Origin of the sequence: Thalassospira lucentensis MCCC 1A00383 = DSM 14000, assembly GCF_000421265.1 — a bacterium.
GTDB classification, from domain to species: Bacteria; Pseudomonadota; Alphaproteobacteria; order Rhodospirillales; family Thalassospiraceae; genus Thalassospira; species Thalassospira lucentensis.
The window spans coordinates 230,290-248,089 of the sequence record NZ_ATWN01000005.1; the positions used below are offsets into that span (position 1 = coordinate 230,290).

Sequence of the window (17,800 nt, forward strand, 5' to 3'; positions counted from 1 at the left end):
TGTTTTCACGACATAAGAGCACAGCAATCTAAAAAAACAAGGGCCGGACTCATGAAATAAGCCCGGCCCAATGCGTTAAACACTTATGTCGCAATGCTTATTTCGAACGGTTAACCGCATGAATGTTCAGCATTTCCCATGCCATTGTCGCCCCGGCAAGCGATGTGATGTCAGAAACATCATACGGCGGGGAAACTTCAACAACGTCGCTGCCGATCAGATCGATATGTCCGGCAAGGCCACGCAGGATTGAAACGGCCTGATGGGTGGTCATCCCGCCCAGAACAGGTGTTCCCGTCCCCGGTGCATAGCACGGGTCCAGACCATCAATATCAAAGGTGATATAGGCCGGACGATTGCCGACCGTTTCCTTGATCTTCGCAACAATCGCGTCAATCGACATGTTCTGAACATCCGGTCCATAGAGGATGTTAAACCCATGCGCCGACTCATTGTGGGTCCGAATGCCGACCTGAATGGATTTTGATGGATCGATAATGCCCTTCTGGGCGGCATGCCAGAACATGGTGCCATGATCAATCCGGTCGCCGTCATCTTCCCAAGTATCGGAATGGGCATCAAACTGGATCAAAGAAATACCATCGCCATATTTTTCGGCATGGGCCTTTAACACCGGATAGGTGATGAAATGGTCGCCACCAATCGTCAGCATCTTGGATCCGGACTGCACGATATCGCGTGCGTGGTCTTCGATCATGTCGGGCAGCTTTTCCGGGTGGCCCGGATCAATGACCATATCGCCATAATCAATCACCGACAGTTCGGCAAAAATATCGCGCCCTGACGGAAAGTGCGGTGCCCATGCCAGATTGGCCGAGGCACGGCGCACGCCCTGCGGGCCAAGTCGCGTGCCCGGTCGGCTTGATGTCGCCAGATCATAGGGAATACCGGTTACCGCCACATCAATGCCGGTAAGATCGCGGGAATATTTGCGGCGCATGAACGACAGTGCGCCGGAGTACATCGGCTCGCTGGTGTTCTGATGCACGGATTTCGCCGTAAAGGCATTATCGCCGCCTTTGGAATCAATGACCCCGGTGCTGCTCATTTTTCATCCCTTATCTCTGAATGAAGACTAAAAGTCTGCTCAGGCGTCGCCCAGTGCAATCCAGGTCGACTTCATTTCACAATATTTGTCCAACGCATGCAGGGAACGGTCGCGACCTGTCCCTGACTGCTTGTAGCCACCAAACGGCATGGTGATGGAGCCGCCATCCCAACAGTTGACCCAGACAAGACCAGACCGCAGTTTCTTTGCGGTCAGATGCGCCTTGTTGATGTCACGCGTCCAGACGGCGGCGGCCAGACCATATGGCGTATCATTTGCGGTCTGAACAGCTTCTTTCCAGTCCTTGACCGAAATAACCGACAGAACCGGACCAAAGATTTCTTCCTTGGCGATGGTCATGTCGTTTTTAATGCCGTCAAACACGGTCGGCTCAACGTAATAGCCACCCGTTTCAGTACGGGCACGCTTACCACCGGTGCGCAAAACGCCCCCTTCGGCAGACCCTTTTTCGATGTAGCCCAGAACACGGTTCATCTGACCTTCATCGACAATCGCACCCATCTCGGTTTTGGGATCGAGCGGGTCACCCGGCTGCATTTTTGCACCCGCAGCAATGACTTTTTCGATCAGTTCGTCCTTGATGCTTTCTTCGACAATCAGACGCGAACCCGCGGTGCAAACTTCACCCTGATTATAGAAAATGCCACCTGCCGCAGCCGCGGCCGCCGCATCCATATCCGGGCAATCGGCCAGAACGATGTTCGGGCTTTTCCCGCCACATTCCAGCCAAACACGCTTCATGTTCGACAGACCCGAATACTGCAAGAACAGCTTGCCGACTTCGCCAGACCCGGTAAAGGTCACGCAATCGACATCTTCATGCATGCCAAGCGCCTTGCCCGCTGTTGGGCCAAAGCCCGGAACAACGTTCAGGACACCTTCGGGAATACCCGCTTCAACCGCGATCTCCGCCACACGCAGGGCGGTAAGCGGCGATTGTTCTGCCGGTTTAAGGATAATGGAATTGCCCATCGCCAAGGCCGGACCAAGTTTCCACACCGCCATCATCAACGGGAAGTTCCAAGGCACAACAGCCGCAATCACGCCAAGCGGTTCACGGGTGATCATGCCAATTGCATTGATTTCCGATGGCGATACTTCGTCATAAACCTTGTCAATCGCTTCGGCATACCAGCGAATGCATTTGTATGAAAGCGGGATATCATCGCGCGACGCCAGTGTGATCGGCTTGCCCATATCAAGGCTTTCAAGCAAGGCGAGTTCAGCAGCATTCTTTTCGAGAAGATCGGCAAAATGAAGCAGGATGGCCTTGCGCTTTGCCGGTGCTGCTTCCGACCAGCTGCCTTTTTCAAACACAGCACGAGCTGACGCCACCGCGCGGTTGACGTCTTCGACATCACATTCGGCAACCTTGGTCAGGACCGAACCATCACGTGGACTGATACAGTCAAAGGTCTTGCCGGATGCCGCATCAACATAGGCGCCATTGATGAACGCCTTATTGCGAATATCAAGGGCTGCGGCCTGTGCGGTCAGCTGTTCAAAATTCAACGGATTGGTCATCGGAAGTCTCCTGACGGATGGCGCTTTGGGCCTTGTTCGATTTCGATAAACATACACGGGCATTTTGCCCGTTTTATGACGTGCTCAATAAGATGGCGGTGTCGCGGCACTGACAACTTCGCATTCACCATCCCCGACATTTCGGAAACGGTGCGGGATTTCCGCATTGAAATAATATGCGTCTCCCGGGCCAAGAATCTTGACCCGCTCCCCAACCGTCACTTCAAGTTTGCCACGCACGATAACACCGGCCTCTTCACCCTTCTGGACAATCAGTTTGTCACCCGTGTCACCGCCAGCCGGATAGGTTTCATGCAGAACACGCAAATTACGATCCTTGCGCGTTGCCCCGACAAGACGCATCGACATCGTTCCGTCGGCCAGCTCAACAAGATCTTCTTTGTTAAAGAAAATCTCTTCACCGGTATCAAGATCGATGGTGAAGAAATCGATCAGGGTCATGGGGATTCCTGCCAAAACCTTGGCCAGACTATCAATCGATGGGCTGACGCGGTTTTGTTCGATCGTCGAAATCGTGCTGTTGGTGACACCGGCACGCCGCGCCAGTTCCCGTTGTGACAGCCCATACATGCTGCGCACAGCCTTCAGGCGATCCCCTACCTTCTGTGACATTCCTGTTCTTTTCCCTATCGCACGCTTTTTATATTTTTATGCGCGGTCAGACCGCATCAAGGTACCAGCGATATTCAAGCTGGGTCACCTCAGAGAAAAACTCGTCATATTCGGCACGACGGCAAATGTCGAAAACTTCAACAAACTTCTCGCCCAAATATTCTTTGACGATATCGCCTTCGACAAACCGGTCGAGGGCGGAAATCATGCTGCGTGGGACGATCTTGCCTCCGTGCTGTTCATAGCCGTTGCCAACTGTTGGCTCACCCGGATCAAGCTTGTTTTTCATGCCGTAATGCACGCCAGCCAAAACACAGGCCAAAACCAGATAGGGGTTTGCATCGGCACCAGATACACGGTGTTCAACACGTGCCGCCTTCGGGCTACCTGCGGGAATGCGCAATGCCACAGTCCGGTTGTTCAAACCCCAGTTCGGCGACATCGGCGCATAGGCCTTGTTCTGGAACCGGCGGAATGAATTCGGGTTCGGCGCAAAGATCGCCATGCTTTCAAACATCGCTTCCTGCAGGCCACCAATGGCAAAGCGCAGATTGTCTGACACTTCTTCATCGCCTTTGGGCGACATGACGTTATTGCCGTCTTCATCGCGCAAGCTGACATGGACGTGCAAGCCGTTACCAGCCTGATCAGAATACGGCTTGGCCATGAAGGTCGCGGTCACACCGTGATCCCATGAAATGCCCTTAACCACGCGTTTAAGCTGCATGGCATGGTCTGCGGCCATCATCGGGTCACTGACATGGCCCAGATTGATTTCGAACTGTCCGGGGCCAGCTTCGGCAACGATGGTATCGGCCGGGATACCCTGACGGTTCAGTTCGGCAACCGCATCATGAAGAACCCGTTCGAAATCTTCGATCTGCTGAAGACCATAAACCTGCACACCATCCGATGCGATCCCGCCACCAAGCGGCTGCGGGGGCAATGGCACGGCTGTTTCCCGATCCTGATCGGCAAGATAGAATTCAAGCTCAAGTGCCACAGTCGGATAAAAACCGTCCGCGGCCATGCGATCAACAACCGACTGCAAAACATTGCGCGGATCGGCAAAAAAGCGCGAACCGTCAAGGTTATACAAGCTCATCATCACTTGGGCCAAAGGCAGTTCGCCATATGGAACACGGCACAGCGTACCGGCGATCGGCTTTGCTATATTGTCCTGATCACCACTGGACCACAGAAGTCCCGTGCCTTCCGGATTGTCACCGGTGATATCGACAAGACAGACGGAACCCGGCAGATTAACGCCTTCCTGAAAGCTTTTAAGGAATTTCTGTTTGCTGATTCGCTTGCCACGAAACACCCCGTTAACGTCGGGGATCAGCAATTCAATAAGTTCGATATCAGGATTTTCTTCAAAGAATCGTTGGGCTTCTGCCCTACTGTCTTCGACGAACGACTTGTTCATCGTCTTATACTCCCAGAAAAGGCCTCGTATTCGCAGGGTTTATCCCTGCCGCATCGTGCCGTGCCAAACAGCCCCGGTCAAGCCCATTCGTGCGATATATCGTGCAATTCGTGCAGCGCACAATTTCTGAATACGTGAAATTAATCAGCTGACACCAGCATCCCACAACAACCAGCAGATAACAAAAAACAACGCATTTTACCGCAAAATATTATCCAAAATTTCCTCTTGCAAAGGTGTTCAAAAAAACGAACACTAAAAGCAGATGTTCAACATATCGCACAAAACAGGCAAGTACCGCTGTCAGGAGACGCTATGAATAATTTCGACAAAACCGCCTATTGGCAGGACATAGATCAGGCACACCATATTCATCCGTTCACCGATACGGCGGACCTGAACAATCGTGGCACGCGCGTTATTACCAGCGCCAAGGGTGTGTTTATCGAGGATTCCAACGGCAAGCGCTATCTTGACGGCATGGCGGGTCTCTGGTGTGTCAATATCGGTTATGGCCGTAAGGAACTTGCCGAAGCGGCCTATAAGCAGATGCTTGAACTGCCCTACTACAACAACTTCTTCCAGTGTGCGAATACGCCTGCGATTGAACTTTCCAAAGTTCTCGCTGAAATCACGCCCGAAGGCCTCAACCACGTATTTTACGCCAATTCCGGGTCTGAAGCGAACGACACGGTTGTTCGTATGGTGCATCAATACTGGAATCTTAAGGGCAAACCTGAGCGCACCCACATCATCAGTCGCAAGAACGCCTATCACGGCTCGACCGTGGCCGGTGCATCGCTTGGCGGTATGTCGGGCATGCATGCACAGGGAGGTTCACTTCTGCGCGATGTCGTTCATATTGATCAGCCTTACTGGTACGGCGAAGGCGGCGATCATACCCCCGAAGAATTCGGTCTGCTGACCGCGCGCAAGCTTGAAGAAAAAATCGAGGAACTTGGCGCAGACCGCGTTGGCGCCTTTATCGGTGAGCCGATCCAGGGGGCTGGCGGCGTGATCATTCCGCCGTCAACCTACTGGCCGGAAATTCAGCGTATCTGCAAAAAATACGACATTCTTCTGATTGCCGATGAAGTCATTTGCGGCTTTGGCCGGACCGGCAATTGGTTCGGGTCTGAGACCTTTGACATCAAACCCGATCTGATGCCGATGGCAAAGGGTATGTCGTCTGGCTACCTTCCGATTTCGGCGGTTATGGTTGGCGAACGCGTTGCCGATGTTTTGATCAATCAGTGCGGTGAGTTTACCCACGGCTTTACTTATTCCGGCCACCCGGCGGCCGCAGCTGTGGCCCTTGAAAACATCCGCATCATGCGCGATGAAAAAATGGTCGAACGGGTCCGTGATGACATCGGCCCGTATTTCCGCAAACAGCTTGACACCCTTAAAGACCATCCGCTGGCCGGGGCGGTTGAAACGGTTGGCCTGATTGCCGGCATGCCGCTGGTTGATGACAAGAAAACCCGCAAAGCATTTGATAAGCCGGGCACGGTTGGCACCATCTGCCGCGATGCATGCGTTGCCAACGGCGTTATCTCACGAGCCTGTGGCGACCGTATGGTTCTGTCGCCACCGCTTTGCATTACTCACGACGAAGTCGACGAGCTGGTCAAACGGCTCCGTGCGGCACTGGATGATACTGCCAAGAAAATCGGCAAAACGTAATCATCATACAATTTCTGTGACTTAACGAAATACCCGGCATGACCTATCATCGCCGGGTATTTTTAATCCCGCGCATCCGATCCCATCGTTTTACCCCATCGCAACGAGTGCCCCATGCTCAAACGCATTTACCAGCCCGCCGCCTATCAAACTGACACCCTGCCCGACAGCTATTGGGTCGAAAGTGCCGCACCACTGCCAGATTGCGAAAGACTTCCGATTGATGGCGCGCTTAAAACCGACGTCGCGATTATTGGCGGCGGGTATTGCGGTTTGTCAGCGGCACTGGAACTTGCGACGAGCGGCACAAATGTTACCGTCTTTGATGCCGGACGCAGTGGTTGGGGTGCATCGGGGCGTAATGGCGGTTTTTGTTGCATGGGCGGCAGTGGCAAGGGATACGGCTATCTTGCCAAACGATTTGGCGAGGATGAAACTCGTAAATTTGCCAGTATTCAACGCGATGCAATTGATCTGGTCGATCAACGCCTGAGCGATTGGGACATTGATGCCGACCGCCATTCGGATGGCGAGGTCGTTCTGGCTCATAAACCCAACCGGGTGCGTGAACTGCACGAAGAAATCGACGAACTCAACCATTTCACTGACATTAAATCAGAACTTCTTGATCGTGATGCCCTTGAGGAACGTGGCCTGAATGCCGGGGAAACGTATGGCGGGCTGCATGTGAAAACCGGATTTGGCCTCAATCCGATGAAGTATCTGATCGGATTACACGCACAGTGCATCAAGGCCGGTGTTCGAATATTTGAACAGGCAAAAATCGACCGGTTTGACGAAGCTGGCGGCAAATACACCCTGTATGCAGGCGCAACCCAAATCACAGCCAACAAGATCATCATCACCACCAACGGATACAGTGCGGAAAACCTGCCCGACTGGATTGGGGGCAAGCTGATGCCTGTCTTTTCGGGCATTTTTGTCACCCGCCCCATGAGCAACGATGAACTTGCCGCACAGGGCTGGACCAGCGACCTGATGGCATTTGATAGCCGGATTTTACTGCATTATTTCCGCAAACTGCCCGACAACAGGTTTCTGTTTGGTGGACGTGGCGGCATTACCGCCACCCCGGCGGCCTTTGACGCGGGCAAACGCGACTTGCTGAGCAACTTTAACCGCATGTTCCCGGCATGGCGCGATGTTGAGCTCACCCATCACTGGAATGGGCTTGCCTGTCTGTCGCAAAGCTGGCGGCCCTATATCGGGCGGGTTCCCGGTCATCGGGATGTGTGGACAGCCCTTGCCTGGCACGGCAATGGTGTCGCGCTGGCAAGTCAGGGCGGCAAACTTCTGGCCCAACGGATGCAAGGTGCAATTGGCGCCGAAGATCTGGGCGCGATTCTTGGCACGCCGATGGATGATTTCCCGTTGCCAAAATTGCGCCGTGTCGCCCGGTCAGCGGCCTATCGATATTACGGATTACGGGATCGGTTTGCGTAATTGGTCAAACTGACATATGTCATGATGAACCGTCGCAGGTTGCGCTAATCCTGTGACATTCTGACCGCATCACAGGCCGATCGACCATGTCTGACAAACAGCCAACCCTTGCCGAGATCAAGGAACGCCGCGAAATCGCCACCAGGCGGATCAAAGAAGACACCGGGATTGATCAGGACATGATCAAAAACATCGTTCACGGCTTTTACGCCAAGGTCCGCGAAGACGGCATGCTCGGTCCGGTGTTCGAGGAAAAAGTTGAAAACTGGGACACGCACCTTGATCGCATGGTGATGTTCTGGTCATCGGTCGCACTGGCAACCGGTAATTATGACGGTCGCCCGATGCAAAAGCACATGCCCCTTAAAATCACCCGCCATCATTTTGATCGCTGGCTGCAACTGTTTGCCCAGACCCTGTCAGAACACTGCGACGAACCCGCCGCAAAACATTTCATGGAACGCGCCCTTCGCATCGCATCAAGCTTTGAAATCGGCATCGCGGCCCATAACGGTGTGATCCTGTCCAAGGGCGAACGCTATGACCCGGTTGCAAACTGGGAACCAAAGTAAACCGATTTGGATGTATGACAACAACAAGGCATTGAACCCAAAAGAAAATTATATCAATCTGTGTATTATCAGTTTTTGATAAAACTGACCGCCGCGAAGCCCACTCCAGAATGGAACAAAAACGGAGAAAATAACGATGTGGTCTGGGATCCTTGTTGCCGTCCTTTTGCTGGTTACACTGGTTGCCTATACTTTGCACGGACATCGCCGCCATCTGGCCATTAGTACCGGCCCGAAAATTGATCGTGCATCACGTTCAAATACTGCCCTGCTGCTGATTGATTTGCAGGATGATTTCACATCAAGCACCGCAAAATACACCTATCCCGCCGAGGCGTTGAACAATGGCATCGAGGCTATCAACAAACTGGTGGAAACAGCCAATGCCAATGGATCACCTGTTATCTCCATACGGCAAACATTTGTAGGCTGGTACATCAATTTTCTCGTCAAATTGCTAAATGAGGGGCGCGGCAGTCTGACATCAAAGGGGCTCGATATTGATGCCCGGATTGATGGCGATATTGACCACGACATCGTTAAATCCCGCGCCGATGCATTCCATGAAGCTGAACTGGATCGTGTCCTGGATCGGCATCATATCGGCAAACTTATCATTGTCGGACTTGATGGGGATTTTTGCGTTAAGGCGACCATGCAGGCCGCACTTAACCGCGGCTATGATGTTTCTTTTAGTGATGCGACCACGCTTGCGCACAATCAACAAAACTGGCGCGAAACGAAATCCCGCCTTGTGGCCCTTGGCGCGAAAGACAGGATTGATCAAACCCGTCACACACCATCAACGACAACGCAGCAAAGCGAACCGGCTTAAAGCCTGTCGCGCAGCGAATACCAAACCATAGCCGCCACCAGCATCGGATAGCGCAGCGTCTTACCGCCGGGGAATGCCGGTATTTTCAAGTTCGACATTACGTCAAACCGCTCCATTGTTCCGGCAACCGCATCGGCCATGATCTGCCCGGCCAAGGTTGCCATCGCAACCCCATGCCCGGAATAACCCGTTGCGGTAAAGACATTATCCTCGATCTTACGGAAAAATGGCATCCGGTTCATCGTAATCGCCAACGTCCCGCCCCAGCCATAATCAATTTTAACGTCTTTGAGCTGCGGATAGACTTCAAGCATATGCGGAGAGACGAACGATTTGATGTCGCGGGGGAAGCGATAGCCATATGTTTCCCCGCCGCCAAACAGCATGCGGTTATCCGCACTGAGGCGGTAATAGTTGATCACGAATTTTGAATCGGCAACCGCCACATCATCGCGGATCAGGTCGCGCGCCAAATCCTCAGAAAGCGGCTCGGTCGCAATGATGAAATTATTGATCGGCATCACGCGCTTTGCCACGCGGTCTTCAAGCGCATCAAGATATCCGTTGCAGCCAAGGATCACTTTGTTAGCGCTAACAACCGCACCATTGCTGGTTTTAACCATGACCTTGCCCGACTGGTTTTCATAGGATGTCACAACCGCATTTTCAAAAATGCGTGCCCCTGCGACGCGGGCTGCATCCGCAATGCCAAGCGCGAAGTTCAGCGGGTGAATATGCCCCGCCCCCATATCAAGCGATCCGCCATGGTAAAACTCAGTCCCCAGCATCTCGCGCATTTCAGCACGGTCAACGTTACGGATCTGGTTATAGCCATATTCGCTTTGCAGCTTTTCGGTGTAGGCATGGGTATCTGACACAAACCGCGCGCGATGGTCGGCATGTAAAATGCCCGGTTTCCAATCACATTTGATGTCGTGTTTGGTGATCAGGGATTTGACGATGTCCTTGGACTGCTCGGCGATACCCCAAAGTTTTTTGGCATCATCGCGCCCGACCATTTTTTCAAGGTCATCTTGTTCACGCCGCTGGCCCGATCCGACCTGCCCGCCATTCCGGCCCGAAGCGCCCCAGCCAACCCGGTGCGCTTCAAGCAGGATGACGTCAAAGCCACGTTCGGCCAGATGCAAGGCTGATGACAACCCGGTAAAGCCGCCACCAATGACCACAATATCGCACGACAGATCCCCTTCGATTGTCTCGAACGGTGCGGTCTTATTGGCGGTCGCGGCATAATAGGATGCCGGATAGGTTCCTGCCTTGTCATTGGCGGTCAGCAAATTCGGGGTAAACACGAGGGAGCCTCAATTTGGTTGTTCTTTATCGCGACATCCTGCCCGATCAGGGGCATCTATCAAGGGAAAACAGCCGTTTCCAGCTGTATTTGGATGGATTTCACCGATTATACCAAAATAGGCATCGCCAAGGAAAAAGGATTGCGCAAAGACGCCGATAGAACGCGATACCTGCGGCCCTTTTTAATCTCACCGACCAAGACCTACGCAACTAAAACAGAGTCTTAGGCCCCTTGGGTCACAGCTTCGACCATGCGAAGGGCGGTTTTGGTTGCCGCACAGCCCCCACGCGCCGTACAGCGTAAATCAGGATGCATCATCGCACCAATTTTCACTGTCTGATCAACCAGTTCGTCATAGGCCAGAACCGCATCGAACCCGGCCAGAACGGCCATCGCCGATGAAAAGGCGTGTGATACCCCCGCGACATTGCGGGCATGACACGGAATTTCAACATCCCCACCCACCGGATCACAGACCAGACCAAGCGTATTCATCAAACACATCGCGGCTGCGTCAAAGCATTGTTTGGCATCCCCGCCGTGTGCTTGCGCAACACCTGCGGCCGCCATCGCGGCCGATGCGCCGGTTTCGACCGAACATCCGCCACATTCGGCGGCAAATGTCCCACGTGCAGCAAACACAGCCCCAATCACGGCCATGACTTGCAGCGCGTCAGTCGCACCTTCGATATCAATCCCATGGCGGATCAAGCCATACAGCGTTCCAGGCACAACCCCGGCACTGCCCGCCGTTGGTGCTGCACAGACCAGCCCCCGGTTTGAATCCCGTTCCATTGCCGACAGTGCGCCCGCCATGGCGTCCTGCAAAACCGCACCGCCAAGACCAGCTGGCAGATTGGCATCGCGGACTTTCCGTGCGCGCAGGGTTAAGAACCGCATCACGTTATCTTCGGGTTTGGCATCAAACCCCTCGGCAATCACACGCAACATCAACTCACACCGTTCGCGGAAAAGGACGCGCGTCGCGTCGCGTGACAGGCCAAGGCGTTTGGCCTCCAGCACAAGGGCGGCATCGGCCAATGATCCGCCCTGCTCCTCGGCAACCGAGATCACAGCATCACTGGTTGAAAACAAATCCTCGGTCGCACAAACCGGATATTGCGATGCATCAGCATACCGAAGGTCGGTAACACCCTCACGCCCACGCACAGCGGCAATCAAGTCCGCCCCCGGCAAAGATTGCAGGGAAACTTCAATGCGATTGCGTTCCGGATCAACCGATGTTCCAAGCAGCTTGTTGCCGCCCGCCGCCAGTTGCCCGGCAATATCATCGCCCGCCAAAACCGCCGCCTCGCCCCAGATAAAGACAGTGGCACTTTTACCCGTCTGAAAAACCGGCGCGCCATTCATCGCGTCGATGTAATACATCCCCCCACCAACTGATGCACCGGCATACAAATCGGTTCGCGCTTCCCCCTCGACGGTTTCGACCGTTAGTTCAAGGTCAACGCGGTTAGGATGGTTGTTGTTTTCAAGCTCACATATCTCAATGGTGAACTGAAACCCCTCACCCTGCATCACGCGCGGCAAGATATCGCGGTAATCCGTATCGGTAAGCTGTGCCCCGGCAAGACCGGCAGCAAAATTTTCATCCGAACTTTGCGCCTTATACACCGGCGCAAAAGAGCCGCGTGGATCAAACCTTACAACCGCATTTTTCAACACTTCCCCGTTTGAGCAAGACAGTTCACGCGCCAGTTTCGCCATCATATAGGGCGCAGCACAGTGCGAACTTGACGGCCCACGCATGACGGGACCAATAACGGAATTCAGCAGACTGATTTCTTGCATGACAGGATACTTTAAAGGGTCGCGGGAAAGTGCGATGTGGTCGATACAATATGTTCGAATGATCACCTGCTTATGATGCGAATGCAATCACCCAAACAAAAAATCCCCGGCCAATCGACCGGGGATTTTAAGAACAAATAGCGTCCCTCGCAGCATTTTAACGCTGTTTGGTTTCCCATTCAGGATGCACAAAATACGGCGCATTCGATGGTGCCAGCGGATCTCGCCCGCGAATGATATCAGCCGCCTTTTCGCCAATCATAATGGTCGGCGCATTCAGATTGCCCGTGGCAATCGTTGGCATGATTGAACTATCGACCACGCGCAGGCCTTCGACGCCATACACGCGGGTTTGCGCATCAACCACGGACATGTCATCACTGCCCATCTTGCATGAACATGACGGGTGATAGGCACTTTCGGCGTGATCGGCGACCCATGCGTCAATTTCCGCATCCGTCTGGATATCCTTGCCCGGAGCAATTTCACGTCCGCGCAAATAGGCAAAGGCTTCCTGACCAAATATTTCACGGGTCAAACGCACAGAGGCGCGCATTTCTTCCCAGTCTTCGGGATGGCTCATATAATTTGGATCAATGATCGGACGGTCTTTGGGGTCTGCTGACGCCAAGCGAACCGTGCCGCGTGATTTCGATCGCATCGGACCAATGTGGGCCTGAAAACCATCACCTTCGGCGGCCTTCGACCCATTGTAATTAATCGCCGCTGGCATGAAATGATATTGCAGGTCCGGATGTTTAACGCCTGCTTTGGATCGAATGAAACCACCCGCCTCGAAATGGTTGGTCGCACCAAGGCCGGTTTTAAACAGATACCATTCCAGACCGATCTTAAGTTTGCTCCACCAATCAAGCTTGCTGTTCAGGCTGACCGGTTTGGTACATTCCATTTGAACATAGAGCTCAAGGTGATCCTGAAGGTTTTCACCAACACCGGGAAGATCGGCGACAACATCAATGCCATGTTCGCGCAAATGGGCCGCTGGACCAATGCCCGACAACATCAACAGTTTAGGCGAATTGATTGATCCCGCCGATAGGATGACTTCACGGTCAACCACCGCACGCTTTGTTTCGCCTTCATGGATGAAATCAACACCAATCGCACGTTTACCTTCAAAAACAACGCGCTGTGCGAATGCCTTATTGTAAACTGTGACGTTATCACGCTTGGCGGCCGGGTGAAGATACGCCTGTGCGGTGGACCAGCGACGGCCTTTATAGACCGTCATATCCATGGTCCCAAGCCCCTCCTGGCGATACCCGTTCTGATCGTCAGTATGGGTATATCCGGCCTCAACACCGGCCTTCATCCATGCCTTGTGAAGATCGTTTTGGCACGCCCCCGTGGTCACATGTAGCGGACCATCCCCGCCGTGATATTCATCGCCACCGGTATTTTCATTCCGGGTATCGGCCTTGCGGAAATAGGGCAAGCACCGCGCATAATCCCATTCCTTAAGTGCGGCGTCTTCTTCGGCCCAGCGATTGTAATCAAGCGCGTGACCACGGACATAGGCCATCCCATTGATCGAACTTGAACCGCCCGAAACCCGCCCACGCGGCGTTTCCATGCGGCGGTTGTTCAGATTGGTTTGCGGTGTGGTCCAATAGGCCCAGTTATAGGTTTCCGACTGCATCGGATAAGACAAAGCAGTTGGCATATGAATGCGCCAATCCCACCAATGATCGACGGGGCCGGCTTCAAGGACCAGAACCTTAACATCACGGTCTTCTGACAACCGGTTGGCCAAAACAGCCCCGGCGGAGCCGGAACCGACAATCACGTAATCATATTTTTCAGTCTTGGTCGGGGTCGACATGTTTGATCCCTTTATCTTTCAAGCGTTGCGGGCAGCCATTCTCTGATTGGTAAAAGCCAATCAGTACGGCGCCTCTACATCGCCGGTTTCGACATAGACCGATTTAATACGGGTGTAATGCTCAATCGCCGCGCGGCCATTTTCGCGGCCCACACCTGATTTCTTCACCCCACCAAACGGCATTTCAATCGGGGTGATGTTATAGGTGTTGATCCAGCAGGTCCCTGCTTCAAGGCGCGATACAACACGATGTCCGCGCGACAAATCCTTGGTAAAGACGCCTGCAGCCAAACCATATGGCGTATCGTTGGCGCGCTTGATGGCTTCGTCTTCATCGGTGAATGTCAGAACCGACATCACCGGGCCAAAGATTTCTTCTCGTACGATGGTCATGTCATCAGTACATCCGGCAAACACCGTCGGGGCAATAAACAGACCGCCTTCTGGCATGCCCTCTGAAACCGCATGGCCACCCAGAACGCATTTCGCGCCCTCTTTCTTGCCAGTTTCGATGAACGACATGATCTGGTCATACTGGGTTTTGGTCACAATCGGGCCGACCTGTGTATCGGGCTTTTCCGGATCGCCCAACACAAGATCCTTGCTGCGCGCGATCAGTTTTTCGATGAAGGCATCGGCAACACTTTCATGGACAAAAACCCGCGTCCCGTTTGAACAAATCTGCCCCGATGAATAGAAGTTCGCCATCTGCGCACCCGACACCGCATTATCAAGATCGGCATCTTCAAACACGATCATCGGTGATTTGCCGCCAAGCTCCATGGTCACGGCCTTCATACCACCCGCAGCAACAGACGCCACCTTGGCCCCGGTTGCCGCCGACCCGGTCAGCGATACTTTATCCACGCCGGGATGCTCAACCAGCGATGCACCACATTCGCGCGCGCCTTGAACAACATTGTAAACACCATCGGGAAGACCAGCTTCCTGCAAGGCTTCGGCCACCGCAATCGCTGACAGCGGGGTGACTTCGGACGGTTTGTAAACAACCGCATTCCCGCACGCCAAGGCCGGGGCAGCTTTCCAGCAGGCGATCTGGATCGGATAGTTCCATGCGCCAATCGCGGCACAAACGCCAACCGCCTCGCGGCGGGTATAGGCAAAGTTCGCCCCAAGGTCGATATGCTCACCGGCAAGGCTCCCGGCGACACCGGCGAAATATTCCAGGCACTCGACACCGGAAACCACATCGACAATTTCGGTTTCCTGAATGGCGCGGCCCGTATCGCGGGTTTCAACCAGTGCCAGTTCATCGTTACGATCGCGCAAAATCTGGGCGGCCTTGAACAACACACGCGCACGCTGTGCGGCAGGTGTCGCTTTCCAGATTTCAAATCCGGCCCGCGCGGCCTTTACCGCCGCATCAACATCGGCGGCTGTACTTTCATTGCCCTTGGCAAGAACAGTATTGGTCGCGGGGTTCAGCGTGGTCATTTCCGCGCCAGAACCGTTGGTTTTCTTGCCGTTGATGAAATTCTGTATCTGGTAAAGGCTCATGTCAAAACTCCTGCGGGCCGCATCCAAACCGGGCGACCGTGATCTTGGTGTGTCTGTTCGGCTCAGCGCGCGGGCGAATTCGCCAAATAGAGATGCATGGTACCCAGCACCATCACACGCGCAGCCCCGACATCTGCGCGCCCGGACGAAAGCCCCGAACGCACCCAGATGCCATCAATCATGGCCGCCATTGCGGCCGAAATTTCGTCTGCCCGCTGATCTGTTGTCAGTTGGCGCAGCTCGTGGCGTAAGTTGGACGCCAGTCGCTGAAAATAGATGCTGTTGATCCGGTGCAATGCCTTTGAAAACGGCACCTGCGCCCAGAAGGACAACCACGCCACAGTCACCTGCGGGGTGAATTGCTCTTCATTAAAGTTGGTGTTTACAATCGCCTCGAGCCGATCGACCGGCGTTTTGGCACGATCCAGACGCATGAGGTAATCGTTGCGCAATTCCTGCATCAGAAACCGCATGGTTGCTTCGAGCAACGCGTTCTTGCCACCGAAATAATGCGAAATAATGCCCGATGACATCCCCGCCGCACTTGCGATACGCGAAATCGTCGTATCGGCAAACCCATGGCGGTGAATGGTTTCAATCGTTGCGTCGATCAACTGCCTGCGGCGTACAGGCTGCATACCAACTTTGGGCATTCAAGCAATCCAATTCAAAGCGATCTGAAGGGCTTGAAACCGCTGCAACGTCATGCAGCGTACTTTTTAACCCTACTCAATTGACGTATCGGGAATATGCTGTATTTTAATTGAACAATCAATCAATAAAACACGCCGATATTTGCGGCGCAATGATCAAGGGTGCTTCCTTTGCTGCGCGGCTTTGCGGCTGTTTTTGTGATTATTCCGGTCCATACGGACAGGTTCGGGGGAACCTTTTCGTACGGCTCTGGGCGAGTGTTAGCGACAACGATATTACGTTGATGTTCGTCTGGCCTCCGGAACCGAGAGCTTCTGCAGACCGCCGTTTGCGGTCCGCAGTAACATTAGGTTTACACAAGGGAGAACCAGAAACATGACCAATCTTTCCACTTTCGGCCGTCTTCTTGGCAGCACCATTATTGCCGGTGCACTTTTTGGTGCGGCAAGTGCCAAGGCAGCTGATAGCGAAGCCTGCAAAACCGTGACGTTCTCTGATGTTGGCTGGACCGACATCACCGCAACCACGGCAACCGCATCGGTTATTCTCGACGCATTGGGCTATAACACCGAAACCGAACTTCTGTCGGTTCCTGTCACCTACACCAGCCTTGCCAATGGCGACGTTGACGTATTCCTTGGCAACTGGATGCCAACCATGGCCGCTGACATCAAGCCGTACCTTGACAAAGGAACGGTTGTTAGCGCCGGTGCAAACCTTGAAGGGGCGAAATACACCCTTGCGGTTTCCAAGAACGCCTATGACGCAGGCCTGAAAGATTTCGCTGATATCGCCAAGTTCAAAGACAAACTTGATGGCGAGATTTATGGCATTGAACCGGGCAACGACGGCAACCGCCTGATTCAGGATATGATCGATGGCGATCAGTTCGGTCTCAGCGGATTTGAGCTGGTTGAATCTTCTGAACAGGGCATGCTGTCGGAAGTTAAGCGTAAATCATCACGCGATCAGTTCATCGTCTTCCTCGGTTGGGAACCGCACCCGATGAACGCGAAATACGACATGGCTTATCTTGATGGTGGTGATGACGTGTTTGGTCCGAACTTTGGCGGAGCCACGGTTCACACCAACCTGCGTGCCGGTTACACCGATGAATGTCAGAATGCCGGTAAATTCGTTACCAACCTGAAATTCAGCCTCGCCATGGAAAACGAAATCATGGATGCGATCCTCAACGATGGCACCGACCCGGCCGAAGCAGCCTCGACCTGGCTTAAAGCCAACCCGGATGCTGCTTATGCATGGCTTGATGGTGTCACCACCTTTGATGGTGGCGATGCAAAGGCTGCGCTGAAAAGTGATCTTGGCCTTTAAGCTTCGCATCTAACCGGCAAAGTCCGGTGTTATGATCCTGCCGATACGCCCCGCACCCGATAATTCGGACCTTTGCGTGGGCGTATCGTG

14 protein-coding genes are annotated in these 17,800 nt (G+C 53.6%); 5 read left to right on the forward strand and 9 right to left on the reverse strand.

What is annotated here, in order from left to right:
• Positions 1-97: 97 nt before the first annotated feature.
• The 4 genes from speB to K355_RS0112240 all read right to left on the reverse strand — a co-directional run bounded on the left by speB (position 98) and on the right by K355_RS0112240 (position 4,676).
• Positions 98-1,069: an agmatinase gene (gene speB / locus K355_RS0112225; RefSeq protein ID WP_022732430.1), complete on the reverse strand. Its 972-nt coding sequence runs from the start codon at positions 1,067-1,069 to the stop codon at positions 98-100.
• Positions 1,070-1,108: 39 nt separating this feature from the next.
• Positions 1,109-2,614, reverse strand: coding sequence for an aldehyde dehydrogenase (locus K355_RS0112230; protein ID WP_022732431.1), 1,506 nt, complete (start codon positions 2,612-2,614; stop codon positions 1,109-1,111).
• A gap of 84 nt (positions 2,615-2,698) precedes the next feature.
• A complete protein-coding gene (locus K355_RS0112235; protein ID WP_022732432.1) occupies positions 2,699-3,247 on the reverse strand; it encodes a cupin domain-containing protein in 549 nt (182 codons plus the stop codon).
• A 46-nt stretch (positions 3,248-3,293) separates the two neighbouring features.
• Positions 3,294-4,676, reverse strand: coding sequence for a glutamine synthetase family protein (locus K355_RS0112240; protein WP_022732433.1), 1,383 nt, complete (start codon positions 4,674-4,676; stop codon positions 3,294-3,296).
• Positions 4,677-4,991: 315 nt separating this feature from the next.
• Between K355_RS0112240 and K355_RS0112245 the strand changes: the two genes are divergently transcribed.
• The 4 genes from K355_RS0112245 (at position 4,992) to K355_RS23890 (ending at position 9,233) form a co-directional block, all read left to right on the forward strand.
• Positions 4,992-6,362 carry an aspartate aminotransferase family protein gene (locus K355_RS0112245; protein ID WP_022732434.1) on the forward strand — a complete coding sequence of 457 codons (1,371 nt, stop codon included), beginning with the start codon at positions 4,992-4,994 and terminating at the stop codon, positions 6,360-6,362.
• A 114-nt stretch (positions 6,363-6,476) separates the two neighbouring features.
• The gene (locus K355_RS0112250) at positions 6,477-7,826 is read left to right on the forward strand and encodes an NAD(P)/FAD-dependent oxidoreductase (protein ID WP_022732435.1); all 1,350 of its coding nucleotides are present in this window, start codon (positions 6,477-6,479) and stop codon (positions 7,824-7,826) included.
• Positions 7,827-7,912: 86 nt separating this feature from the next.
• Positions 7,913-8,398, forward strand: coding sequence for a group III truncated hemoglobin (locus tag K355_RS0112255; protein ID WP_022732436.1), 486 nt, complete (start codon positions 7,913-7,915; stop codon positions 8,396-8,398).
• 136 nt (positions 8,399-8,534) lie between these two features.
• Positions 8,535-9,233 (forward strand): cysteine hydrolase family protein, encoded by a 699-nt coding sequence (locus K355_RS23890; RefSeq protein WP_022732437.1) that lies wholly within the window; start codon positions 8,535-8,537, stop codon positions 9,231-9,233.
• Here K355_RS23890 and K355_RS0112265 read toward each other — a convergent pair.
• The 5 genes from K355_RS0112265 to betI form a co-directional block, all read right to left on the reverse strand.
• The gene (locus K355_RS0112265; RefSeq protein WP_022732438.1) at positions 9,230-10,546 is read right to left on the reverse strand and encodes an NAD(P)/FAD-dependent oxidoreductase; all 1,317 of its coding nucleotides are present in this window, start codon (positions 10,544-10,546) and stop codon (positions 9,230-9,232) included. The genes K355_RS23890 and K355_RS0112265 overlap by 4 nt on opposite strands.
• Before the next feature lie 224 nt (positions 10,547-10,770).
• Positions 10,771-12,360 carry an L-serine ammonia-lyase, iron-sulfur-dependent, subunit alpha gene (locus K355_RS0112275; protein WP_028791564.1) on the reverse strand — a complete coding sequence of 530 codons (1,590 nt, stop codon included), beginning with the start codon at positions 12,358-12,360 and terminating at the stop codon, positions 10,771-10,773.
• Between the two features lie 157 nt (positions 12,361-12,517).
• Positions 12,518-14,203 carry a choline dehydrogenase gene (gene betA, locus K355_RS0112280; RefSeq protein WP_022732441.1) on the reverse strand — a complete coding sequence of 562 codons (1,686 nt, stop codon included), beginning with the start codon at positions 14,201-14,203 and terminating at the stop codon, positions 12,518-12,520.
• 60 nt (positions 14,204-14,263) lie between these two features.
• Positions 14,264-15,721, reverse strand: coding sequence for a betaine-aldehyde dehydrogenase (gene betB / locus K355_RS0112285; protein ID WP_022732442.1), 1,458 nt, complete (start codon positions 15,719-15,721; stop codon positions 14,264-14,266).
• 62 nt (positions 15,722-15,783) lie between these two features.
• Complete coding sequence (gene betI, locus K355_RS0112290) at positions 15,784-16,374, reverse strand: choline-binding transcriptional repressor BetI (RefSeq protein WP_022732443.1); 591 nt, start codon at positions 16,372-16,374, stop codon at positions 15,784-15,786.
• A 376-nt stretch (positions 16,375-16,750) separates the two neighbouring features.
• Between betI and K355_RS0112295 the strand changes: the two genes are divergently transcribed.
• On the forward strand, positions 16,751-17,710 hold the full coding sequence (locus K355_RS0112295) for a choline ABC transporter substrate-binding protein (protein ID WP_022732444.1): 960 nt from the start codon (positions 16,751-16,753) through the stop codon (positions 17,708-17,710).
• The last annotated feature ends 90 nt before the right edge of the window (positions 17,711-17,800 follow it).